We start from the raw sequence: 23,142 nt of genomic DNA on the forward strand, positions 1-23,142 counted from the left end.
CATAACCCCTGTAAATGAGATACTTCTGCTCCCTAACTTTTTTCTTCTTCACATTTTTAGCTTCCGCAAAGGCGCAAAATTCATTAGCAGATGAAATTTCGTACCCTTACCTGGAAAAGCTGGTTGAACTCGCTAAGAAGAACTATCCCAAACTGAAACTGTACCAGGCGCGGGTAGATGCAGGCGATTACAACGCCAAAAAAATGAAGTTGTCCTACTTCGAAATTCTTTCTTTTTCGTACCTGTACAGCCCCGACCGGCTGGCAAGCACCATTAACCCAAACTTCCTGAACGGATACCAGTTTGGTTTTTTCGTAAATATCGGCTCGCTGCTTCAAAAGCCGGCACTGATCAAACAGGCGAAAAGTGAGCTGCGGGCTGTTGAGCACGATCGTGATACTTATATGCTGAATCTGGAAGCCGACGTAAAGCAAAGATATTTTGCCTTTTCACAGTACAAAGTGCTGCTCAGGTTGAAAGCTGACGCGCTGCATGATGTGGAATCACTCGCACAAGAGCTTAAATATAAATATGAAAAAGGGGAAACTTCCCTGGAAGAATATAGCAAAGCATTGGTCGTGATTTCGGACAGGCAGCAGGCCAGGGTTTCCGCAGAGGCGGACGTGCTCATTTCTAAGAGCGCCCTGGAAGAGTTATTGGGACAAAAACTGGAAGATATCAAATGACAGAGCTATCACAATTCCTGAGCATATTATACAGAAATAAGTTTGTATTGATATTTGTACCGCTAATTACAGTGGTAGCGGCGTATTTTCTGGTCAAATCGCTTCCCGACCAATACAAGGCGCAAGGCAGCATCGCGACCGGGCTCGTGGACAAAACAGAGCAGGGTTTAATGAGTACCGGAACCGAACAGGATTTCGAGATCTCGCGCAAATTCGACAACATTATTCAGATGATGTCGCAGAAAAAAGTGCTGGACCAGGTTTCCTATCAACTGTTGCTGCACGATCTGAAAGCAGCAGAAAAGGATGATTTTGCTGAACCTTCCAAAACATTGCAGGCACTGGATCAGAATGCGAAAAACCAGGCGGCAGCTGTTTTGACACAAAAATATAAAACCCAGCAGGAGCTTTCGCCGGCTGTTCCTTTTGAGAAAAAATTGCTGGATATTCTGGATGATATGCAGTACGATGCGGAAAGTATTCAGAAAAAGCTGACCATTTTCCGGCTTTCAAATAGTGATTTCATCAATATTGAATTTGAGGCCAGAGATCCGGAGATGGCCGCATTTGTGATCAATACGCTCAGCGATGATTTTATCAAAATGTACGCTTTCCGCCTAGCGAACAATTATAATAAGACGATCAATTTCCTGGCCGAATTTCTGGAACAAAAGCGCCTCGCACTACGCGTTCAGATGAACGGGCTGCGCGACTACAAGATCCGCAACCGGGTGCTGAACCTGGATGAACAGGCGAAAAGTCTGTACGGTCAAATGGCTGAGTTTGAGCTCCGTCGCGAGGTTGCAAAGAAAGATGTGATTGCTTACGGCGTGGCGATCAAAAATATCGAGAACAAATTCAATGCAAATGACCGCAAGTATTTTGAAAGCGCTGTTTCGACCATTAATCAGAATATCGTGGCGACCAAGCAGCGGCTGCGGGCTGTTAATGAGGCTTATGTAAAAAGCAATTTTGACCCGAAATACAAAGCGAGCCTCGATTCCATCCAGACTAAACTTTCAGCGCAGATCGACGAATCTACCGACCGGTATCTGTACAATCCGTTATCAGTGAAAGAAAACCTGGTCTCTCAGAAGCTGACCATGGAAGTGGAAAAAGATCTGGCAGCCAATAGCTTAGCGACTATTGAAGCTGAAATGAAAGCATTGAATAACCGGTTCGACGGGCTGGTACCCAACGAAGCGAAAGTGCAGGAATTTGAAACTGCGATTGATATTGCGAGCAAAGAATACATGGAAGCTTTGCAGAAATACAACGATGCACGCCTGCAATCGAGCTTTCCGGCGACTTTGAAAGTGGCTGAAAAGGCGCTTCCGGGTACGATCCAACCTTCCAAGAAAATCGTATTGATCATCCTGTCCGGCGTAATCAGCTTTGCATTCTGCCTGTTCATATTATTTATCCTCTATTTCCTGGATTCTTCGATCCGCTTCCCGCAGCAGCTTGCCAATGCAACGGACAGGCCGGTATTAGGTTTTGTAAATCATGTGGGTGGAGGTTTCAGGATCAGTGAGTTGCAGAATGAAAATACGCAGGAAAGCAAGATTGAGATTTTCCGGAACCTGATCCGCTCGATCCGATTTGAGCTCGATAGCGAATTTCCCGATCCGAAGATCATAGCAGTAACCAGCCTGCACGAGGGTAGCGGAAAAACGTTGCTGACGTTGAGCCTGGCCTGGGCGTTTTCCAAAATCAATAAACGGGTACTCATCATCGACGGCAACTTTAATGCAGGCGATATTACCAAGTTGAACAGCGGCTCGAAATTCCTGGAAGATTATCTGAATAGGGGCGAGGCGACCCCTTTGAGTACAGCAAATGGTTCTATTTCGATCCTGGCTAATAAAGGCGGAGACGTTTCACTCTACGAACTGGCCGATGAAACGAAGATCAAATCTGCGTTAACTTCCTTGAAAGGCCAATATGATACCATTTTGATCGATGCGGATTCGCTCGTTTCGATGAATAAGGCGAAAGAATGGATCACATTTTCCGACGCCGTTATTTCCGTTTTTGAAAGCGGAAGGAGCATTTCCTATGAGGACCGTTCCAAGATCGAATACCTCAAAAGCCTGAACGGAAAAATGGCCGGCTGGGTACTGACGGGCGCGCAGGATTTATTGAAGCAGACTGGCAAAGTGTCAAAATACGTGACTGAATGAAGGTAATCTGGTTATTTTGGTGGCTTTTCCAGATCGCGATCGGATTTTACCTGGTATTCCCGGTCGGGTTATTGTTGCTGAATTTTTTCACTGGAAGAAGAAAGCGAAGCCGGCCGGTTGTCAAAAAAGCGGAAGCAGATTATGCGCTCATCGTCGCCACTTATGAACAAACGCAGCAGCTACCCGACGTGGTCGCCTCGATTTCCAGACTGAATTATTCCAATTACCTCGTGTACATCGTCGCTGACAAGTGCGACGCGTCCGGCTTGCACCTAGAAAGTGACAGAGTGATCGTATTGCATCCCGAAAACGTGCTGGCCAGTAATACCCGCTCACACTTTTTTGCGATCAATCATTTTAGAAGACAGCATGAGCGCCTGGCTATTATTGACAGCGATAACCTGGTTGATCCTGAGTTTCTTAACGAGCTGGACGTGTGTTTCGACGAAGGGTTTGTAGCGGTTCAGGGAGTTCGGAAAGCCAAGAATCTCGATTCTGTTTATGCCTGTCTGGACGCAGCCCGCGACATTTACTACCATTATTACGACGGTGAAAAGTTGTTTGGTGCAGGTTCTTCGGCTACGCTTTCTGGCTCGGGAATGGCATTTACTGTGAAATTATACAAAGAAGCATTGGGGCACCTCGATATTGTCGGGGCTGGTTTTGATAAAATACTGCAAAAGCAGATCGTGGGCGGCGGTCACAGGATCGCATTCAGGGAAGACGCTGTGGTGTGGGACGAAAAAACTTCTGAATCCGAGCAGCTTGTGAACCAGCGTTCACGGTGGATCAATACCTGGTTTAAATATTTCAGTTTTGGTTTTGATATGGTTTTCAGTGGCGTCAAGAATCTGAGCTGGAACCGATTTTTGTTTGGCTTCGTGCTGCTGCGCCCGCCGCTTTTCATTTTTCTGATCCTGGCGGTACTCTTCATGTTCGTCGATTTGTGGATTAATCCCGTGGCAAGTGCACTTTGGTTTGCCGGTTTACTGGTTTTCGTGGCCGGATTCCTGGTGCCATTATTCGATTCATCGGTTGATAAACGCATTATCCGCTCACTTACTTCGATCCCCGTTTTTATGTTCTACCAGGTGAAGTCGCTTCTGAAAGCGAAGAAGGCAAACAAGATTTCGGTGGCAACCAAACATACTTACCGCAAAGCGCCCTGACGATGAAAGTATTCCCAAGCAGAAAAGTCAGACATAAAGTCCGCGATCCGGAACTTACACATTTGCAAACCGTTACGCGAACTATCGCCTTAATCCTGGCACTTATCAGCGTATTTGTATTCTTTTTTAAAATACTATTCTTTTAAATCCGGTAACCTTTGAAGTACGAATTGTCCGCACATTCCGATCGCAATTTCACGCATATTCCGCTCATTGATAAGTTGAATGGAACGGTGGGAATGATCGTGCTCGCAGTGATTGCGGTGTGTGTCGGCATTGCTACTATTTACGGTGGACTGGTTGCTGGGCTGTTGCTATTGGTTTCAATGATAGCGATTCCGGTGGTTTACGCGATCGTAGTCTACCCGCTTTTCGGGATCGTAACGCTGCTTACGATGGGCTTTTTCCTGTTTTTTATTCTCCGGCTTGGTATCAATTTTCCGTTGGGAACACTGATGGACGGACTGGAAGTACTGCTTTTGCTGGGAGTTTTGATCAAGGTAAAGCAGCGGGGTGAGTGGGAAATAAGCATTTTTAAAAACCCGGTTTCGGTGATGATCCTGATCTGGATCGGTTACAATTTGATCCAGGTCGCCAATCCCTGGGCGGAGTCGCGGCTCGCGTGGGTGTACACGGTGCGGTCAGTCGCAGCGGTCACGATCATGTATTTCGTGTTCGTATATCACCTCCGGACTCTCAAATCGATCCGCATTGTGATCCGCGCGTGGCTGGTACTTGCGGTTTGCGGCGCTATTTATGGTTTCAAACAGGAGTTTTTTGGAATCGCCCCAGCGGAATTAGCCGACCTGTGGAGTGATCCAATGTCAGTTAGCTTGTTGTATATCAATGGGATATGGAGGAAGTACTCTATTTTTTCGGATCCGGTTTCGTTCTCTTACACGATGGTCTGCGCGAGTGTGATCTGTATTGCTTTGTTATCGTCAAAGAGAAGCTGGCTGAAAAAGGGGATACTCGCAGCAATGATCGTTGCATTTCTGATGGCGATGCTTTATTCGGGAACAAGGGGCGCGTATGTGCTTGTGCCGGCGGCACTTATTCCTTTTGCGCTGCTCAATTTCAGCAAAAAGATCATGCTTGCTTCCTGTGTGGCTGCGGTTTTTATCACAATACTGATCCTGATGCCCACTTCGAGTCCGACGATTGCGCGATTTCAAACTGCATTTCGCCCGTCAGACGACGCGTCTTTTAATGTTAGAAAACACAATCAGAAACGGATTCAGCCTTATATTTTAAGTCACCCGATCGGTGGCGGGCTTGGGTCCACGGGCGCCTGGGGTGCACGTTTTGCTCCGCATTCTTTCCTGGCGACATTTCCCCCCGACAGCGGATATATTCGGGTGGCAGTAGAACTCGGCTGGATTGGATTATTACTTTTCTGTTTTATGATGTTTACGATCCTTAAGATGGGGATCAATAATTTTTATAAAATCAGGAATAGCGAATTGAAGACCTACTGTTTAGCGATGACGCTCGTGATATTTGCACTGAATATTGGCAATTTTCCACAGGAAGCATTGGTTCAGTTTCCCAATAATATCCTGTTTTTTATGGCCGCAGCAATCGTGCACACTACTTTATTGATTGACCGAAAAGAGTCAGCGCATTTTGAAAAAAATACCTGATCAGATTTCTTTCAGGAACTGCAATGCAACCAGAGATTCCTGTTCCAGATCACCGAGCTTTGTGTTCAGGTTTTCAACAGGTTCATTTCTTTTCAGGGTTGTTTCAATTTCCTTGTATTTGGAAGCAGTTTTTAATAATCCTACCGAGAATAGGGAAGAGCGGTATTTATGAATTGCCTGTTTTAATTGTTCCAGATTTGAAGAAGTGGAATATACTTTTATATTCCCCAGTTGGTCAACGGTTTCCGTCTCGAACATTTCTATTAATTCTGCTCTGAGCTCCTCATCTCCGCCCGTTATTTCATTAAGATAAGCTATATCAATCAAAGAATCTCCTTCTGCTGAATTATTCATTCCTGGTGTATTATCTGGCGGGTTAACTGACATTTCTAAATCGACTTAATAATAAAATGAGAGGAGTTTCCTGCAAATTTAATATTAATAAATCATTCTTTTATCCGTGTAGTAGTTTTTCGTTACCTATAAGGTTGCTTTATCCGCCTGAGAACGGGGAGTTCAGTTTTTAATCTCTAAAAATTCTCAGAATTGATGAAGAAAAAGTTGCCTGCCGGTAGTCCCTCCCTGATTGCAACTGGTTGAAGTGACTCGCTTTCCAGATCGAAGGTAAACGATTTGTAGCCGATGTTTTTTAGCAGCTCAAATACTTTTACACGATTCTCATTTTCCCATAACTCACAGTAAATCATAGGTTTGTTTCTGGTCAGAACTTCCACGCCGCCTCTTAGAACTTCCAGTTCGAAGTTCTCTACATCAATTTTGATCGCAGTGATATTGGTTTCAAAAGGAAAAATGTGGTCTAGCTTTTTCAATGGAACATCATAGATCTCTCCCTTTTCGCCGGCGCCTTCTTCGTACGCTTTGCTCAGTCCCTGCATGCGCGAGTTTCCTCTCACCGGCATAATCATTTTCAACGTTCCGTCCTCACTTCCCAATGCAATATTATAGAGCTTTACATTGTTCAGTTTAAGGTAATTAACCACTCTTTGCAGTGCTGAAAAATTTTCTGAAATCGGTTCAAAAGCGTGTACCTGGGCTCCTGGATGGTGTTTTGCAAGCGGTGCTGCCGTAATGCCGATGTTTGCCCCGATGTCCAGGATCAGTCCGTCGCCTTTCAGCATTTTGATGAAATAGAGAAATTCCCTTTCATACTTTCCAGCCTCGATGGTTCTGATAGAATACAGCGAAAAAAGGAAAAGATAGTTCTTGAAAGAGAGCGTTTTCTGCAATAGGTAACGGATAAAATTTTTCATAGCAATCGTTGCACCAGGTAAGGAGTTTCACCGCATTTTTCCGTAGAAATAGTTGGCATCTCTAAATTTAATACTTTTAACACATGATTACTACGCGAGTGACATTTCTTCCTTATTTTTACTAGGAAGAAGCAACCGGAGTTACGCTTTTGTGAACAATTTGTGAATGTATGTTTAATAAATTACTGAGCTTTTTAATACTGATCCGATATGGTAAGCTGCCGGCGGATCTCAGGTACTTTTACAGACATACTTATTCCTGTCGGCTCAATCAAATCAAGTATTTTTTCCAGGATTATTTATTCAAACCAAAATATAAAAAACTTTCATTTCAGGGTGAATTCGCGTCTGAATTGCAGTTTGTGTTACCGTTTGCATATTGGCATTATAAAAACGGTACGCTTGCAACGACCAGCAGCTCAAAATTCACAAATGAGCTTTATTTTTTTTCTCCAAAACACAGCGAGGAATACGATATCCGCACCGAAGAAGGCAATAAGAATTTCGAAATGCCGCGTATTTTGTACAGCCAGGATTACAATATGAAAAAGTGGCTGGCTGTTCCTTTAAAAGAACATTATCAAAATAACATATATGTGTACGATAAGCCCATATTGATCATCGCCAATCGGTATAATATGGAATGGGACGGGCCGCCGATTAGTTTTTACAGTATTGAATTGCTCGAATATCTATTTAAAGAATTATCGGATAAATACACGATTATTTATAACCGTCCACGCCCGCAGCATATTACCATGGACAATAGCGAAATCTACGATCTGGGTGAATATGATTGGCTGGAAGAAACGTATCCGAATGTGATCCTGATGGAAAATCTCTATAAGGAAAACAAGGGTAAGGCTAACAATTTCAATCACTTGCAGCTCATGGTGTACGCTAATGCGAGCAAATTTATTTCCATTCACGGGGGTACAGCCACGCTGGCAAGTTATTTTGGCGGAACAAATCTGATCCTTTCCAAGAAGGGGCCGGAGCATCATTTTAAATGCTATGAAAAGTTGTACCCGCAATTTTCCGGCGCGAAGATCCTTCATGCGAAAACTGACGATGAAGTAAAGCAATATGTAAATGAATACTTCGTCTGACGTACCATGAAACTGAAAGGAAAAGATATCATTGTTTTTGGTTTACCGAGGTTTGATTCCAAAATCGAATCGACCAATTACACCGTTGCAAAAATGCTCGCGCGGGACAACCGGGTTTTTTATGTAGAGCATCCTTTCACGATCAAGGACTATATGCGGCTGCGAAAAGGACCCGAGATTGCGAAAAGGAAAGGCTACTTTGATGTAACAAATGATGCAGTGATCGATACGGATATTGCTGAGTTCAAGGTAATTGTCCCACCAGTGTTACTATCAATCAACTTTCTGCCGGAAGGTAAACTGTTTCGGACGCTGCTGAAAATCAATGAAGCATTGATCCGGGCGAAGCTGAAAAGGGTGATTAAGAAATATCGGATCAAGGATTTTATCTATATCAATTCCTTCAATTTCCATTATCCAAACCTGATTGAAGGATTAGCTCCGAAACTAACTGCCTACTATTGCGTAGATCCGATTGTGGTTCCGTTTGATGCGCGGCATGGAGGCATATCAGAAAACGAACTTCTCAAAAAAAGTGATTTGGTATTCTGTACCAGCCGACAGCTGTATAACAACAGTAAGTTGCTGAATACCAACACATACTTTGTTCCAAATGCGGCGGATATCCGGCACAGCCAGAAAGCGCTGGACCCGGATTTGCCAGTTGCTTCGGTTTTAAAAGATATTCCTAAACCGGTAATCGGCTACTTTGGAAATATCGAGCGACGAATGGATTATGAGATGCTGGAAAAGATTATTCGCCAAAACCCGGACAAAAGTTTCGTTTTCGTCGGACCGCAGGATAAGTCTTATATTCCCGATTGGTTTTTCAATACCCCCCATGTTTACTCAACAGGCAGCGTTCCTTACTCCGAAATGCCTGCCGTTATCAAGGGATTTGATGTAGCGTTGCTGCCTTTCAAACGCGATGAAGTGAGCGCAACTATTTTCCCGTTGAAGCTTTTTGAATACCTGGGAGCAGGTAAGCCGCTGGTTTCCATTAATTTCAATGACGATCTAAGAGAATTTACAGGCGATTCCGTCGCTTTTTGCACCGATGCAGATTCGTTTACCGAAGCGATCGAAGATGCATTGCATAATGATAGTGAAGAAAAAAGGCAGCGCAGGATTCAGATTGCGGCGGATAATACCTGGGAAAAAAGGGTAGACCAGATAGCGGAATTGCTCGCTAATGCATTCAGCAATAAGTAATTCAGAGCTTTTCGATTTCCTTCGGCGCTTTTGAATGCAGATTGAAGAACAGCCCTTTAATTTCTTTTACCACCCGCTTCGTAAAAAGACTAAAAAAGCTTCCGTCTCTTTTCAATGTACGCGCGCCAGTCCAGGCCCGCGCGCTGTTTGACTTTACTTGTTTGATTTTTCCGTAACTCATTAGTGCATAGGCCAATCGGCCATCTTCGCCCCGCACGTTTTTCATGACGAAGCCAATTTTCAATGCATATTCACGCACAAATCCCATACTGATCCCGTAAGTATTGAGGTAGGGGCGGTTGAGGTGGCGGTATTCGGCGATCACATCTTTGGCTGTTTCCAAAACCGACAGTTGCCAGCGCGAATAGCCTTCTTCGCTGATAAATGAATACCTCCCGTAAACACAAACTACGCTGGGCTGGGTAAGTACTTTCAGCATTTCGTCCATCCAGCAATTCGGGTAAAAACAATCGGCATCGGCGAGGAGAATGTATTTGCCTTTTGCATTTTCAAGTCCCAACTGTCGCGCCGGGCCCGGTCCCTGAATGGGTTGAAAAACGGTTCTTACATGCAGGGAATCAATGGTTTGCTGCGTTTTGTCGGTCGAGTTATTGTTGACAACCAGAATTTCGAATGGGGTAACAGTTGCCATCGCCGCTAACGTCGCTACGCATCTCAGCAGGTTGACTTCCTCATTCCAGGCCGCGATCATGACGGTCACGAGTGGGTTGGAAGACTGTTTTTGGTCCAGCCTCTGGTTTATTTCATCGAAAACAGTCGCCGGGATCTGCTCGAATGCAGTGTAGGGATAATTGTATTTTTCGAGCCAGTCCGGGTTTTTAAAAAATGACATTTGAATCGACTTATGATGTTGATCAGTATTGGAAATCAGGTTAGCCTCGGCTTGATGTATTTGACAAAAAACTCGGGATAAAACCGGTAAGCGTAAACGAAAGTGTTGAGAATGTTGACGTTAAGTATCCGGTTCAATATCGTTTGTGAGATTGCGAAATTGAAAATGTTGGAAATCAAAGTCGCATAAGCCGCCCCCATTACGCCCATTCTGGTGATCAGAATATAGTTAAGTCCAAGGTTGGTGATTGCGCTCAGGAGTACCAGTGAAAAGGTGATTTTCGGTCTGCCGATCGAATCGAGAATGGTACCGAATTGTCTTCCAAACGGGATCAGTACGCAATATAAAACGGTCACTTTCAGGATCGGGATTGTTTCGGTGTACTTGTCGCCGGCGATAAAACTCACTACAAAATCCGGAAAAAGAAACAGGAAAAGCAGTGCCGGGATGAGTATGGCGAGAATGGTACCGACCGATTTTTCGTACAAATATTTAATAGCAGCTTCCCCCTCCGTAGCCAGCCGGCGCGCACTTTGCGGAAACACGATCACGGCGATCGCATTGGTAGGAATATCGACCAGGTTCATAATGCGAACTGCGATATTGAATGCACCAGAAGCCGCCGGCGAAAGCAGCGAACCGAGCATCATCTGGTCAATCGTGCTCGAAAGAATGGAGCCTATTGACGTACCGAATGCATATTTGCCGTAATTCAATAGTTTCCTGACCCACTCTCCGGTTACCTGCAAAGTGAAAGTCAGCAGGTCTTTTACAAAATAATATTCCAGTAAAATAGCCAGAAACAAGGCAACCGCCTGCACGTACACGAGCTGTACCAGCTTTATCTGAAAGTCAAAAATGAAGCAAAAAAGCAGAAAGCAAAAGAATACGCCGGATTTTAAGAAGTTCGTGAAGAAAATTCCATTGAACCGGAAATTGGCCTGTTCCATCCAGTGAAATTGTGATAGAATACCTGAAAACAGGTAAACAATGCTGTAAACCCAGAACAGCGGAATGATCTCCTCTGAATTCCAGATCCTGCCTAAATAAGTCGCCAGCAACAAGTTAACCAGAATGCAAAGCACAGTAAGCCCGCCGCTGAGCGCGAAAGAAGCGGAAAGAATCTTGTTATGTTCTTTGGCGTCACTGAACGAAAGATATTTGATCAATGCATTCTGTATCAGTCCGCTGCGTACCATTTCGAAAATGGTGGTAGTAGCCGCGAAAAGTGTCCACACACCGAATGAATGCTTGTCGAGCATTCTTACCAGCAAATAAAATCCCCCAAAACCGAACAAGACACCCGTCAGGTTTTGCAGGACATTGATAAATCCCGATTTCAGCCAATACTGGTCATTTCCATTTTTTTCACTTGCCATGGTACCGGGCTGACGCTAGGAGGTCAGATAGTCGTAATTAAATTTTACATGCCGGTACAAATGCCGGGACATGGTAACGAAAGGATTTTCAGTTTCCCGCCAGAAATTTCGCCTTACCGTGCTCGGTTCAGCAGAAGAGTTCACCTGGTCGAACAGGGTGGTATATTCCTCAAAAAACAGGCCCTTACCTTTGTTTTTCAAAACCGACATCATCATTTTGTACTCGGTCACTTCCACTTTCAAGCCTTCTGGATAGCGGCCGAACCTTTGGAAAAAGGTGGTTCTGCGCAAATGCGGGTGGTCGCTGTAATAGTAAAATTTCTTGTAGCCGGGATTGCCGATTTTGAAGATCATATCCGAAAATCCGTCTTTGTAGGGTTTCAGATAAGGATATTTGAAATAGGCATAAAACCGGACAAAATCCAGCTCCTTCCGCTCCTGCATGAAACCAAAAGCTTTGGCCAGGTTTGTTGGAAAAATGGTTTGCGGCACAAAATCCTCCTGCACATACAAAGTATAAGGCGTGCCCACCGCGTCCTGGCCTTTATTGATATTATTCCCCAAACCCTTGTTCTTCGGCGTGGTTACCAGCTGAAAAGTGTATTTGCTTTTGAGGGAATTGATATAGTCGATATGCTCCTGCTTGCTGCCGTCGTCGGACACAACTATATTTCCGAAACTGCAACCCAAATCGGCGAAGTTTTTCAATAGCCTTTCGAGCGAAGTGCTTCGGTTATAATGCGTTACGAGTAAAGTTATTTCATCAAAACTATGCATCTGAAAGTGTTCTATTTGAGATATCCCGAAACAATTTTTCTCAGTTTGTTATAGGCTTTTCTGCTCAGCCTCACCCAGTCTGGAACAGGCTTGTGGTCTTTCCACGGCGTCATTCTCAGGTATTTGTAAAACTGGTCTTTGTAAGCCGGGTTACAATTGTAAGACTGGAATATCGGTTTGATATCGAGATAGTGGATCAGCCAGGGATCTTCAATTTCGAGCACCGCGAATGTATTCCAGCGCTGGTCCAAAATGACCCATTGATTTGCCAGAGCCACATTCAGACCATATTGATCAGGGAAACTGGCCGACGCGATGTTGTCAAAAATAGTCTGGATAATTTTGTTCGAAAGGTCGCCCGCTCTCCATTTGATAGGATCCAAAAGCAACATACCTGCATTGAAATAGGGGGTGTCGGGCGCAAAACCTAGCTCTTTATAGTTGGGAACACCACCCCATTCGCTGGCAAAAATCTTCGCAAGATCGGGCACTGCCGCAAAGAGTTTGTCACCGAGGTCAATGTGCCAGAGTTTTGAGATATCCTCGATCAAAAGCATGTCCACATCCAGATAAAGCATTTTTGTAGTCTCTTTCGGGATGATATAAGGTGCAAAAAGCCGCAGGTAAGTAGTGATCGGGAAGGCAGATTTATCTACCGGAATCTTCACATTAGGCGGAATTACATCATTGGTCTTATGCCAGTACATCGTCGTCACCGCCGGATTACTGGACGCGAGTATCTTCTTTTTACTGGATGCCGAAATGCCGTCATCGATAATGTACAATGCGATTTTTTCGTGCGTCTTGTGATTCATCTCGATGGATTTGATCAGCGCGCCCAGCAGTATTGCGTAGTGGTTATCGGTAGCAACTACAATGGTAATCGTGTCTTTCATGCTCATACTTTCGATGTTATAATTCTGGCTGATTATTAGGGTGTTTTCAATTCGGGCGACGCTACATTTCTAGCTGCTTTCGGTTTCGACTTATACGCAAACCGCATTTCTATGTGCTTGTAAGTCCAGGCTGAGAAGATGTAGATGATCAGGAAATTCAGTATAAATAGGTAAGAGTAAGCGGTTTCGGGAAATTTAAGTACCCTGATAAACACCACGTTGAACAGGCTGATCATCAGCGCGTGACACATATAAATAGAGTAGGAGTATCTGCCCAGATTATGGAGCAGCGGGATACTTTTCATCAAACCTGAAATGCGCCCTTTTTCGAATGCAAAAATGTAGATCGAGACAAAAAATAATGCTTCGTAAACAAAACCGATCTCTTTCAAAACCTCTCCCCAGTTGATCATAACCACTATTACGGCCACAGTTATTATTTCAAGGAATGTAAACAGCGTGGAAGGTAATGTCGAAACGTTGTTGTAAGTAAGCCGGAAGAAGTTCACGCAAAGCGCGCCAAGGAAAAAGCCGATCGCGCCTCTTAAAAAACCATAATCAAAAGTAAAGTCGATCTTGAAACCGGTCTGAACAGAAATCAGCCAGATGCTTGCCAGAATCACTACCAGTGCGTAAAACCAATTTTTTATTTTACCCGCACCTACTATAAATACGCACAATGTGAGGAGTGCAAATACAATATAGGATACCATTTCCGCGCTGATGGACCAGCTTGGGATATTCCAGCTTACGTCTTTCGGATCGAAAACGGGAGTGGAGTTGAGCAGAAAAAGGGAGGTAATGAAGGTGTAAATGTTGTTGTCGGGATCGTTCGGGTTGTTGACTTTTACATAAGCTGTGATCATTTTCTTGCCGAATTCAATTATCACAAAAGCCAGCAGCATGAAAAGATGCAGCGGGTAGATCCGCAGAAAGCGTTTTTTGAGAAATAATTTTACTTCGCTGACAGAGGATATTGCTTGGTAACTGTATGCAATTACAAATCCGCTGAGCACGAAGAAAAAATCCACAAACATATCCGAGTTCGCGATGAAGCTGTTGTTGATGATCGGCGTCGCTGCGAATGGGGCCAGATGGAAAAGGAAAACCAATGACGCAAACAAGCCCCGGAAAATGTCAAGTACCTCAAACCTGTGCTTCATCGTCAATTATTTTTCAAATTAAATACACACCTGAACCGGTTTATCCCACGCTGGGCGTCGTATTCATATTCAAATTCGTCTGCTGCTTTGGCCAGGATCAGCAGGCCAAAATGTTCGTTCAGAGTAGCGGAGACCGGCGGTAATGCGCCGTCACCTATTTCTTTTACTGAAAAAACTGCATTCGTTTTACTGGTCGAAGTCAGCAAAAGCGACTCGACCCCATTCTGATAGATCTGAAAATTGACCGGCAGGACAGCTCCTTCCAGCGGCCAGCTAATGTGCTTCTGACCATCGGGTTCTGCGAGCCTCAGCGGAAGTCCAACATCTTCTTTTTCCAGTATGAGACTTTTTGCGTCATTTTTAATGGAAAGTGTACATTCGTCAACCCCCGAATGCTTGATCGCATTGGTCAGCATTTCCGTTACCACCCATTTAAACCGCGACCTGATCTCAGGAGTAACTCCTCCGGAGATCATTTCATCGTTGCCCACATAATCCATACACCGGTTCAACATGTCTGAAATTTCCTGGCGATTGCATTTAAAAACTTTCTCAAACTTGTTATTCGGCTCCCTCATGCTCTGTTTTTAAACGTTTCACCACCGATTAACTTAGCGTTTCCATCGCCTGCTCGTGGTCCTTGAAAATCCGGAATACCTTGTCCATTCTGATCAGCGTCAACAAGTTATGTACATCTGGTTTCAGCGCGACCAGGTAAATATCGATGCTTCTTGGCAGTCCGTATTTGAGCGCGACCACCAGGCTTCCCAAAAATGAGCTGTCTATATAATTCACATTTTCAAAGCTCACCACGATCAGTTTTGCACCGTTCACCATCATGGTGATCATTTCCTCTTTGAACTGGTCTGCATTGGTCAGGTTGGCTTCTACTGCTAAAATGGTGGCCTGAACAACGCCGTTAACTTCTTTTGTACTTAGGATCATAGTAACCTATTGTTTTTCAATAAAAATAATACTCGCGTCATCCAGCTGGTTGGAGTCGTCGATACCCGACAGTACATACTTTTGGATCAGGTCAAAACTGTGCGACTGGCCTAAATAGGGCCGGATCTTTTCAACAAAAAATGGATAATCGCTTTTTTTAGAGTTTTTATCGGGAATGTCAATCATACCGTCGGTGAATATCGCGAGCTGATCTCCGGGCTGCATTTTCAGGACCTGTTTGTCATATAATCCTTCTTCCAGCAGGCCGAGCAAGAGACCGGAAGACTGGACTGTTGCTATGCGTTGGTTTGCAGTTTTGAAGCCGATCAACGGAAGGTCACCCGCGCCGGTGTAATGCACTTCGCCGGTTTCGCTGTCGAGCAGGATCAGCGAAAGGCTGGACAGGATATTTTGGAGGCTTTCATCGAGACAGATCAGTTTATTGATCTTTTGAACAATTTCATCCAGATCAAAATCCTTGTCCAATACACAAAACCGGATCGCTGCACGGATATAGCTCAGGAAGCCGAAAGTGAAAAACCAGGCCTTCCACTTTTTTCCCATAATATCGCCCAGAAATGCGAAGCAATAGCGATTATCGACACGGACAAAATCGATAAAATCCCCGCCTGGATAGCCCCGGTAGCCTTTATGCCAGAAATGGATCTTGAAGCCCGGCAGCTCAGGTGCGCTGGTCGGGATAGATTTCACATTCAATGCGTCGGCTGCGATTTTTAGCTCACGAACAGACCGTAAATGCTCGTTTTCAAGCGATTTGATAATATTATTCAGCTTGGAAACGATGACGGGAATCGGTGTTTCTTTATTGATGAAATCCAGTGCATACATATTCAAACCTTCCAGAACCAGCGAATTGTCGGTGAAGGAGGTGAGGAATACGAAGGGTATCTCATTGATTTTGGGATTCATCAGCACCGCCTGGCGAAAGTGGAAACCATTCATGCCCGGCATATCGTAATCTGAAATGATCAGGTCAGGAATTTCCACTGACAACAGGTCGAGTGCGCCGGGGCCGGAGTCGCAAAGCACGCATTCATAACCGGCTTTGCGCAGGGCCGACTCGATCACTCTGCCGAACAGCACGCTATCTTCCACCAAAAGGATCCTTTTTACACTGGTGGGCGGGTCGGGAAATGCGATCATTTCTTGTTAAAGTTTAAAACGATCAGGAGCACTCCACCGAAAATGATCAGCAACGAAACCAGGTCCATTACCGTGACGCCGTCCTGAGGCGTGAAATAAAATATGGTCGCAATTTCAAAACTCGCAGGAGCGGGCATAATGATCATTGCAAATCCGGTCGTGATCAGAATCACAGCCAGTATCAATATCACTCCTTTCTGAAGTCCTTTATTGGCCGGATGTCCGCTGCTGATCTTACTATCTATCTGATTTTCGGCCAGCAATTTTTCCAATCCTTCCAGGAGCTCTTCCCTTGAAAGTGAATTATCCTCGTCAAGTGCCCGGAAAGGCGCGATTTTCCTGCGCGTTTCCTCGGCGTTTTCAAATGCTTCCGAGATCTGCTCCTGATAGATCCTGGCCCGATGCGAATCTACAGGCGCTTGCCCGATCGCCTGAACCAGCTCCTGCACCTTACTCTCAAGCAATGTATTCTCCGATTGTTTTCTCGGGAAGATTTTAACGGGCCTGATTTCCAGCAGACGGGTAATTTTCACTAGTTCAGCGTTGATTAGGGATGCTTGGTTCTATGTGCGAATGCAGGTGTTTAGTTCAAAATACGCACATCAGCATTACAATTTGTTAAAGCTATATTTTTTATGCTAATTTTGAAATAGTTCTACAAAACAACGAAAATATTCCCTCATTCCGAACACTTTAAGAAGTCATTTTTTGAATGAAAACAGTTTCCATTGTGACGGTTAATTTTAACCAGCCTCAGGTTACCGAGGACCTGCTCAAATCGCTTCAAGAGGTTAATACTTACCGTGATCTGGAAATTATAGTGGTCGACAATGGCAGTCGGATTGACCCTGTTCCTGCCTGGAACGCGAAATATTCCGATATTAAGTTTATTAGGTCAGAAAAAAACACCGGTTTTGCAGGAGGAAATAATATCGGGATCGCACAGGCTACGGGTGATTTTTTGTTCCTGATCAATAACGATACGGAAGTTACACCCGATCTGATCGGCAAGCTGGCAGCTAAGTTAGAGGCGAATCCAAGAATTGGAATGATTTCTCCAAAGATCAACTATTTCGATACCCCCGAAATACTTCAATATACGGGCTACACGCCAATGAACTATTTAACGGCCCGTAATGCGGTGATCGGGCAGTTTGAAGAGGATAGGGGGCAATATGATTCGCTCAGCGGGGAGACGGGCTACGCGCACGGCGCAGCGATGATGATCCGGAGGGAGGCTTTGCAAAAGGCGGGATTAATGGCAGAAAATTATTTTCTCTATTATGAAGAACTGGACTGGTGCGAGCGCATCCGAAAGGCGGGTTACGAGATCCACGTCGACTTATCCGCGCTGATCTATCACAAGGAATCGGTTTCGGTGGGGAAGCGCACTGCGTTAAAGGAATATTTCATGAACAGGAATCGCATTTTGTTCATCCGAAAGAATGCACCTGGCGGTACCTTCTTCTTTTTCTGCTGCTACTTTCTGGCCACAGTCGCGCCCCGGAATATTTTTAAATATATCAAAAACAAGGAATACAGCTTCATCCCGGTGTTCCTGAAAGCTATTACCTGGCATTTAACTCACAAGGCGGACAGCGACGAACTCGGCTTTCCGCTTACCCGCTAATTTATGAAAATCCTCTTCTGGCTCAGTCTGTTCGTCGTTTTTTACACCTTTCTCGGCTACGGTATCGTGTTGTATATCCTTGTCCGTTTGCGGCGCATGATCAAGGGTAACCGGGTTATTCCCGGCCTGGACCACGAGCTGCCGACGTTAACATTGATCATCGCCGCCTATAATGAGGAAAGTATCATCGAAGAGAAAATTGCGAATACGCTGCAGCTTTCGTACCCTGCCGGCAAGCTGAGCGTCGTGTTTGTGACGGACGGATCCACGGACAGCACGCCGGAGCTGGTGCGGCATTATCCGGAGATCAAACTCATGCACACGCCGCAGCGTAGCGGGAAAATACTGGCAATGCACCGGGCAATGAAAGAAGTGGAGTCTGAAATCGTGGTTTTTACGGATGCCAATACTTTCCTGAATCAGGAAGCACTTTTACTGATAGCCCGGCATTACGCAGATCCGAAAGTGGGGGCGGTATCGGGTGAAAAAAGGGTTATGCAGGAGGCGATTGCAGATGCGACAGCTGGCGAAGGATTTTACTGGAAATACGAGTCTACATTGAAAAAGTGGGATTCTGAGCTGTATTCGGTTGTTGGGGCGGCGGGAGAGCTTTTCAGTGTCAGGAATTCACTTTATACGGACGTGGAGCCGGATACCATACTCGACGATTTCATGATCTCCATGCGCATTGCGCAGCAGGGGTACCGCATTATTTACGAGCCGGCCGCCTTTGCATCGGAGCTTTCGTCGGAGGACATTAAGGAAGAATTGAAGAGGAAAGTGCGTATTGCCGCAGGCGGGATACAGTCGATTTTGAGACTTAAAAAACTATTGAATCCTTTTCACGACCCGCTGCTCTCATTTCAATATATCAGTCACCGGGTACTGCGCTGGACAATTACGCCGTTCCTGATGATGCTTGCTTTTGTGCTCAATATCTTAATTGTTGCACAAACGGGCGGCTGGTTTTACGGACTGATACTGGCTGCGCAGGTTGCATTTTACGGTGCTGCCTTGCTGGGCTGGTTGCTCGAAAAGCGCAGGATCAAGGTCAAGGCGCTGTTCGTTCCCTACTATTTTTGCGTGATGAATTACGCCGTGCTAGCCGGGATCAGGAGATATATCAAGGGATCACAAAGTGCCGCCTGGGACCGTTCCAAACGGAAAAGTGCCAGCAATGCAATTTGAAACCGCAGTATTACATCAGCTTCAAACGCGCAGATTCGGTTTCAAGAATGGGAATGAAGATGTCAAGGTCTTTGGAAATAGCGGTATACATTTCCATCAGCTCGCCTGCATCCGCTTCATCTTTGATCGCTTTTTCGAGCACTTCAACCCGCGGGCGGATACCGGTAAGGCCGGTCATGGTGAAGGAAGGTTTTAACCCGTGAACAATACTGGCCGACTCCTTTCTGTCGTCTCTGCTCAGTGCGTTTTCCAAAGCTCTCCATCGGGGGAGCGAGTCGCTTAAAAACGCATCAAAAATCATGTGCAGAATTACGGGATCTTCTCCATATGCCTGGTCAATATAAGCAATATCCAGGGCTGGATTTATTTGTAGGGCCATCGGTTTACGGTTAAAAGTCTTCCAGAAGTGAGTTATTTTATAAACAAAAAGGGAGCATTACACTCCCCCAAAGTAATTCCGCAAAACTATAACATTTATTCGGTTCCCTCTGCTTTTGGCTCTTCTTTTGCAGGCTCTTTCGCTTCTTCCTTCGCTTTCTTCTTGAAGTATCTGCGGAACAGGAAATTTGAGCGCAGCGCTTGCATATTCTCGTCAAGCTTTCCAGTGCTGCTTTCCAGATTTTGAATAGTTCCTTTCAGATTAGCCGCTGTTGCTTCGTCGTGCAGCAATATACCCAGCGGGCTTGTTTTATTGGAGTTCAACTCGGCACTCGCCGTTTTCAGGTTATTGACCATTACATTGGCCGAACCTACTGTTTCATTCAACTGCGATATGGTACCGCGCAGATCCCGCATGATCATTGTGTCAGTTGCGAAATCATTCGCGAGGCCGCCTTTCTGGGTCAATTTTTGAGAGTAGCTCGAAAGGGACGCGGTCATGGTTTGCGCATTCACGGAAGCTTTTTTGAGCGCAGCCAGCGTCTGGTCAACGTCGTTATAAAGTCTTTCATCATTCAAAAGCATCCCCACTGTTCCTTTTCCGGCCAGGATATTCCCGCTGATGGTTTTAAAGGCACTGGTGATACCGAGCAGGTTTTTGTTGTTTTCTGATAAAACGGCCAGCATTTCTTCTGTACTTTCCATTTTTTCAACCACCAGCTCGTCACCGTCCTCGATAGAAGGTACTTTTTGGGTACCACCGTAGATTACAATGATCTTATTTCCGATCAATCCGTCGGTGCTGACTTTCGCTTTCGCGTTTTTTCGGATAAATTCCTGAGATTTTTCTTCAATATTTAGCATTACTTCTACCCTGGAATTTTCCAGAAAGCGGATCGTTTTCACAGTCCCGATCTTGACACCTGAGTACCAGATATTATTTCCAGGTTTCAATCCATTTACATCGTCAAATTTAGTTTTGACGGTTATTGTGGAAGAAAAAACCTTCTTCATGCTCCCGATCGTAAGGATGCCTACAACGAAAATCACGATGCCGATGATGACAAAGAGACCTACTGTAACGGAGCGTTTTCTTGTTGATGTTTCCATTATTACTGAATAAAATTATAATCGTAAAAACTTTTGATTCTTTCTTCCTCTGTATTAAAAACTTCCTCGAACGTACCCTGTTTCAGGAACTGACCGTCCAGCAGCATTGCGATTTTGTCGCCGGTAGCGCGGGCGCAGGTCAGGTCATGAGTGATGATGATCGAGCTTGTGTGATATTTTTCCTTTACCTCGTTGATCAGTTCGTTGATTTCCAGGCAGGTAATGGGATCCAAGCCGGCTGTGGGTTCATCATACAGCATAATCTCAGGCTGCAAAATGAGCGTTCGCGCAATACCGATCCGCTTGCGCTGGCCGCCTGAAAGTTCGGAAGGTACCTGGTTGATCGTTTGCAGCAGCCCAACCGCGTCAAGCACGGTTTCAACCTGTTCGTTGATTTCTGCGCGGGTCAGGTTTGCAACGTTCCGCACCAGCGGGAATTCCAGGTTTTCTCGCACCGTCATACTATCGTACAAGGCGCTGTTCTGAAATGAGAAACCTATTTTCATCCTCAGGTCACGCAACTCTTTCTGGTTCAGGGTAGATACTTCCTGACCTAGAACGAGGCAATCTCCGCGGTCCTGTTTCAACAGTCCGGCTATGATTTTGATCAATACGGATTTACCTGTACCTGAGCGACCCAATACCACCACGTTCTCCCCTTTTTCGACTCTAAGGTCAACACCGCGAAGTACGTGCAGGCTTCCGAAGGATTTGTGCAGATCCTGTATATTGATTACCGGCGCTTCGGGCTGATTTACTTCTTGCATTTTATACCCTGAAATAATTAGATACCTGAACTATGATCACTTCCTCGATAAAAATGAGGAACATGGAGATAACAACGGCCGAGTTAGCAGCTTTTCCAACCCCCTCGGTGCCTTTGCTGGCATTATATCCCTGGTAACATCCTACAATACCAATTGTAAATCCGTAAGCGATTGACTTGGCAAGTGAAGTGAAAATGTCGAGAAATGTGATTTGCTCAAACGCGCTCTCGAAGAAGGCGATAAAGCTGGTCCCTTCGTTGAGAGTTACATTTAAAAAAGCGCCTAGCAAACTCACCGCCGTACAATAGAACATCAAAATCGGGATAGCAATCGTGGAGGCAAGTACCCTGGTTACGACCAGAAACTTGAACGGATTTACAGCGGAAACTTCCATCGCATCGATCTGCTCCGTTACTCGCATGGAGCCCAGTTCTGCACCGATACTTGATCCGATCTTCCCCGCGCTGATCAGGGCTGTTACCAATGCAGCAAGTGCACGGACGATCGCAATTGCGACCAGTGAAGGCAGCCAGGAAACTGCGCCAAATTCGGCGAGTGAGGGCCGGGATTGTTTTGTAAATACCATTCCGGTAATAAAACCCGTCATCCCGATCAGCAACAGTGACTTGTTCCCGATCGCGTAACACTGTTTTACGATTTCCTGGAATTCCATTCTTCCCTTGAATACTTCCCGGAAAAATCTCAGAAAGAATACGTAGCCATTGTAAACTGCCAGGAAGGCCGAGTCCAATCTTCTGGTGTAAACGTGTTCTCTTTTCTTAGCGCTCATTCAAATTTTGGCAAAGTGATTTTTTAAATATTGCTTCCCTTTCAGACGCTCTGCGGGAGTAATGCTTTGTTTCCCGGCAGCGTCTGTTCCTCAAACCACCTCATTCTATACGCATTCATTGCTGTTTTTCCGAGCTTGTCCAGCAAACGGTAGTTGACGATCAGCCCAACCGCGGCTCCGATGCCGGGGATCAGCTGCGCCATTTTAGCAAGATCAATATAGTCGCGGTATTCCTGTTGAAACGTTTTCCAATCAAATTGGTGAATATCTTCGGGCAGGTCCTGACTTTTCAACTGCCAATCCTTCATTTTCAAAAAAACCTCCTGCCGCTGTTTCTGGCTGGAAAAGGTGAGTTGAAAAATGTGTAGTATGAAAAGTCGCTCGCGGTAATCGTTCACCGGGCGACCGTAAATAGCTGCTATCTCAAAAAGTAATTTCAGCTTGATACCGATCAGGATCGGAAACTCGGCCAGTGCCAGAAGAAAACCGCCGGCACCTGTGATCCCGCCCTCGGCTGCACCTGCTCTTTTGTAAAATAGTATTCTTTTCCGGGCTGCTTCCTCGATTTCTTCCAGGGAATGCCGGGCCGGAGTTATGGATGTTGTGAATTCTGCACCGGTAAGCACTGCACGCGTCATTTGCTTGATCGTCGTCGTGATCGCCTGGTGTACTTTGTCGGGAATAATGCTGTTGACCTTATCCTGCACCGCCTTCGAAGTCCTATCGACAAAGTTGGGCCGCTTTTGCATCTTATGCTGCCATTTCAACAGTTCTTGCCGCGTATTTTCCTCGTAAGTGGTCAAGTGCATATCGGTCAGAATAAAGGATC

The 23,142-nt window shown here is 45.3% G+C and carries 24 protein-coding genes; 8 read left to right on the forward strand and 16 right to left on the reverse strand.

The window, feature by feature from the left end; genetic code table 11:
• Positions 1 to 14: 14 nt before the first annotated feature.
• From LZG94_RS07265 to LZG94_RS07280, 4 genes are all read left to right on the forward strand, one after another.
• Entirely contained in the window at positions 15 to 686 is a 672-nt protein-coding gene (locus LZG94_RS07265) for a TolC family protein (protein ID WP_233791261.1), read from the forward strand.
• Complete coding sequence (locus LZG94_RS07270; protein WP_233791262.1) at positions 683 to 2,869, forward strand: AAA family ATPase; 2,187 nt, start codon at positions 683 to 685, stop codon at positions 2,867 to 2,869. The genes LZG94_RS07265 and LZG94_RS07270 overlap by 4 nt, the downstream gene beginning before the upstream one ends.
• Positions 2,866 to 4,038 carry a glycosyltransferase gene (locus LZG94_RS07275; RefSeq protein WP_233791263.1) on the forward strand — a complete coding sequence of 391 codons (1,173 nt, stop codon included), beginning with the start codon at positions 2,866 to 2,868 and terminating at the stop codon, positions 4,036 to 4,038. Before LZG94_RS07270 ends, LZG94_RS07275 begins: the two co-directional genes overlap by 4 nt.
• Before the next feature lie 158 nt (positions 4,039 to 4,196).
• A complete protein-coding gene (locus LZG94_RS07280; RefSeq protein ID WP_233791264.1) occupies positions 4,197 to 5,681 on the forward strand; it encodes an O-antigen ligase in 1,485 nt (494 codons plus the stop codon).
• On the opposite strand, the gene LZG94_RS07285 is transcribed toward LZG94_RS07280, so the two are convergent.
• Positions 5,682 to 6,035 (reverse strand): Hpt domain-containing protein, encoded by a 354-nt coding sequence (locus LZG94_RS07285; protein ID WP_233791265.1) that lies wholly within the window; start codon positions 6,033 to 6,035, stop codon positions 5,682 to 5,684.
• A gap of 176 nt (positions 6,036 to 6,211) precedes the next feature.
• Positions 6,212 to 6,952 (reverse strand): FkbM family methyltransferase, encoded by a 741-nt coding sequence (locus tag LZG94_RS07290; RefSeq protein ID WP_233791266.1) that lies wholly within the window; start codon positions 6,950 to 6,952, stop codon positions 6,212 to 6,214.
• A 170-nt stretch (positions 6,953 to 7,122) separates the two neighbouring features.
• Between LZG94_RS07290 and LZG94_RS07295 the strand changes: the two genes are divergently transcribed.
• Complete coding sequence (locus tag LZG94_RS07295) at positions 7,123 to 8,061, forward strand: hypothetical protein (protein WP_233791267.1); 939 nt, start codon at positions 7,123 to 7,125, stop codon at positions 8,059 to 8,061.
• 6 nt (positions 8,062 to 8,067) lie between these two features.
• Positions 8,068 to 9,273, forward strand: a complete 1,206-nt coding sequence (locus LZG94_RS07300; RefSeq protein ID WP_233791268.1) for a glycosyltransferase — start codon at positions 8,068 to 8,070, stop codon at positions 9,271 to 9,273.
• Between the two features lies 1 nt (position 9,274).
• Here the strand turns inward: LZG94_RS07300 and LZG94_RS07305 are convergent, their stop codons facing one another.
• From LZG94_RS07305 to LZG94_RS07345, 9 genes are read right to left on the reverse strand one after another with little or no spacing between them, the layout of a single operon-like run.
• Positions 9,275 to 10,126, reverse strand: a complete 852-nt coding sequence (locus tag LZG94_RS07305) for a glycosyltransferase family 2 protein (RefSeq protein WP_233791269.1) — start codon at positions 10,124 to 10,126, stop codon at positions 9,275 to 9,277.
• A 35-nt stretch (positions 10,127 to 10,161) separates the two neighbouring features.
• Positions 10,162 to 11,505, reverse strand: a complete 1,344-nt coding sequence (locus LZG94_RS07310) for a flippase (RefSeq protein ID WP_233791270.1) — start codon at positions 11,503 to 11,505, stop codon at positions 10,162 to 10,164.
• A 15-nt stretch (positions 11,506 to 11,520) separates the two neighbouring features.
• Complete coding sequence (locus tag LZG94_RS07315) at positions 11,521 to 12,282, reverse strand: glycosyltransferase (protein ID WP_233791271.1); 762 nt, start codon at positions 12,280 to 12,282, stop codon at positions 11,521 to 11,523.
• Between the two features lie 11 nt (positions 12,283 to 12,293).
• Positions 12,294 to 13,184, reverse strand: coding sequence for a glycosyltransferase family 8 protein (locus LZG94_RS07320; protein ID WP_215232783.1), 891 nt, complete (start codon positions 13,182 to 13,184; stop codon positions 12,294 to 12,296).
• 29 nt (positions 13,185 to 13,213) lie between these two features.
• A complete protein-coding gene (locus LZG94_RS07325; protein WP_233791272.1) occupies positions 13,214 to 14,341 on the reverse strand; it encodes an acyltransferase in 1,128 nt (375 codons plus the stop codon).
• A 2-nt stretch (positions 14,342 to 14,343) separates the two neighbouring features.
• A complete protein-coding gene (locus tag LZG94_RS07330; RefSeq protein ID WP_233791273.1) occupies positions 14,344 to 14,919 on the reverse strand; it encodes an anti-sigma regulatory factor in 576 nt (191 codons plus the stop codon).
• Positions 14,920 to 14,947: 28 nt separating this feature from the next.
• The gene (locus LZG94_RS07335) at positions 14,948 to 15,286 is read right to left on the reverse strand and encodes an STAS domain-containing protein (protein WP_233791274.1); all 339 of its coding nucleotides are present in this window, start codon (positions 15,284 to 15,286) and stop codon (positions 14,948 to 14,950) included.
• A gap of 6 nt (positions 15,287 to 15,292) precedes the next feature.
• Positions 15,293 to 16,450, reverse strand: coding sequence for a response regulator (locus tag LZG94_RS07340; protein WP_215232787.1), 1,158 nt, complete (start codon positions 16,448 to 16,450; stop codon positions 15,293 to 15,295).
• Positions 16,447 to 16,983 carry a hypothetical protein gene (locus tag LZG94_RS07345; protein WP_215232788.1) on the reverse strand — a complete coding sequence of 179 codons (537 nt, stop codon included), beginning with the start codon at positions 16,981 to 16,983 and terminating at the stop codon, positions 16,447 to 16,449. Before LZG94_RS07345 ends, LZG94_RS07340 begins: the two co-directional genes overlap by 4 nt.
• A gap of 179 nt (positions 16,984 to 17,162) precedes the next feature.
• Here LZG94_RS07345 and LZG94_RS07350 point away from each other — a divergent pair, with 179 nt between their 5' ends.
• Entirely contained in the window at positions 17,163 to 18,080 is a 918-nt protein-coding gene (locus tag LZG94_RS07350; protein ID WP_233791275.1) for a glycosyltransferase family 2 protein, read from the forward strand.
• A 3-nt stretch (positions 18,081 to 18,083) separates the two neighbouring features.
• Positions 18,084 to 19,268 (forward strand): glycosyltransferase family 2 protein, encoded by a 1,185-nt coding sequence (locus tag LZG94_RS07355; RefSeq protein ID WP_233791276.1) that lies wholly within the window; start codon positions 18,084 to 18,086, stop codon positions 19,266 to 19,268.
• 10 nt (positions 19,269 to 19,278) lie between these two features.
• On the opposite strand, the gene LZG94_RS07360 is transcribed toward LZG94_RS07355, so the two are convergent.
• The 5 genes from LZG94_RS07360 to LZG94_RS07380 form a co-directional block, all read right to left on the reverse strand.
• Positions 19,279 to 19,647 carry an Hpt domain-containing protein gene (locus tag LZG94_RS07360; RefSeq protein WP_215232791.1) on the reverse strand — a complete coding sequence of 123 codons (369 nt, stop codon included), beginning with the start codon at positions 19,645 to 19,647 and terminating at the stop codon, positions 19,279 to 19,281.
• Positions 19,648 to 19,742: 95 nt separating this feature from the next.
• Complete coding sequence (locus tag LZG94_RS07365; protein ID WP_215232792.1) at positions 19,743 to 20,756, reverse strand: MlaD family protein; 1,014 nt, start codon at positions 20,754 to 20,756, stop codon at positions 19,743 to 19,745.
• Between the two features lie 2 nt (positions 20,757 to 20,758).
• Positions 20,759 to 21,523 (reverse strand): ABC transporter ATP-binding protein, encoded by a 765-nt coding sequence (locus LZG94_RS07370; RefSeq protein ID WP_233791277.1) that lies wholly within the window; start codon positions 21,521 to 21,523, stop codon positions 20,759 to 20,761.
• Position 21,524: 1 nt separating this feature from the next.
• The gene (locus LZG94_RS07375; protein WP_233791278.1) at positions 21,525 to 22,313 is read right to left on the reverse strand and encodes an ABC transporter permease; all 789 of its coding nucleotides are present in this window, start codon (positions 22,311 to 22,313) and stop codon (positions 21,525 to 21,527) included.
• Between the two features lie 41 nt (positions 22,314 to 22,354).
• Positions 22,355 to 23,116 carry an EcsC family protein gene (locus LZG94_RS07380; RefSeq protein WP_409013244.1) on the reverse strand — a complete coding sequence of 254 codons (762 nt, stop codon included), beginning with the start codon at positions 23,114 to 23,116 and terminating at the stop codon, positions 22,355 to 22,357.
• Positions 23,117 to 23,142 lie beyond the last annotated feature (26 nt).

The sequence above is a fragment of the Dyadobacter sp. CY343 genome (assembly GCF_021390335.1).
Lineage (GTDB): Bacteria > Bacteroidota > Bacteroidia > Cytophagales > Spirosomataceae > Dyadobacter.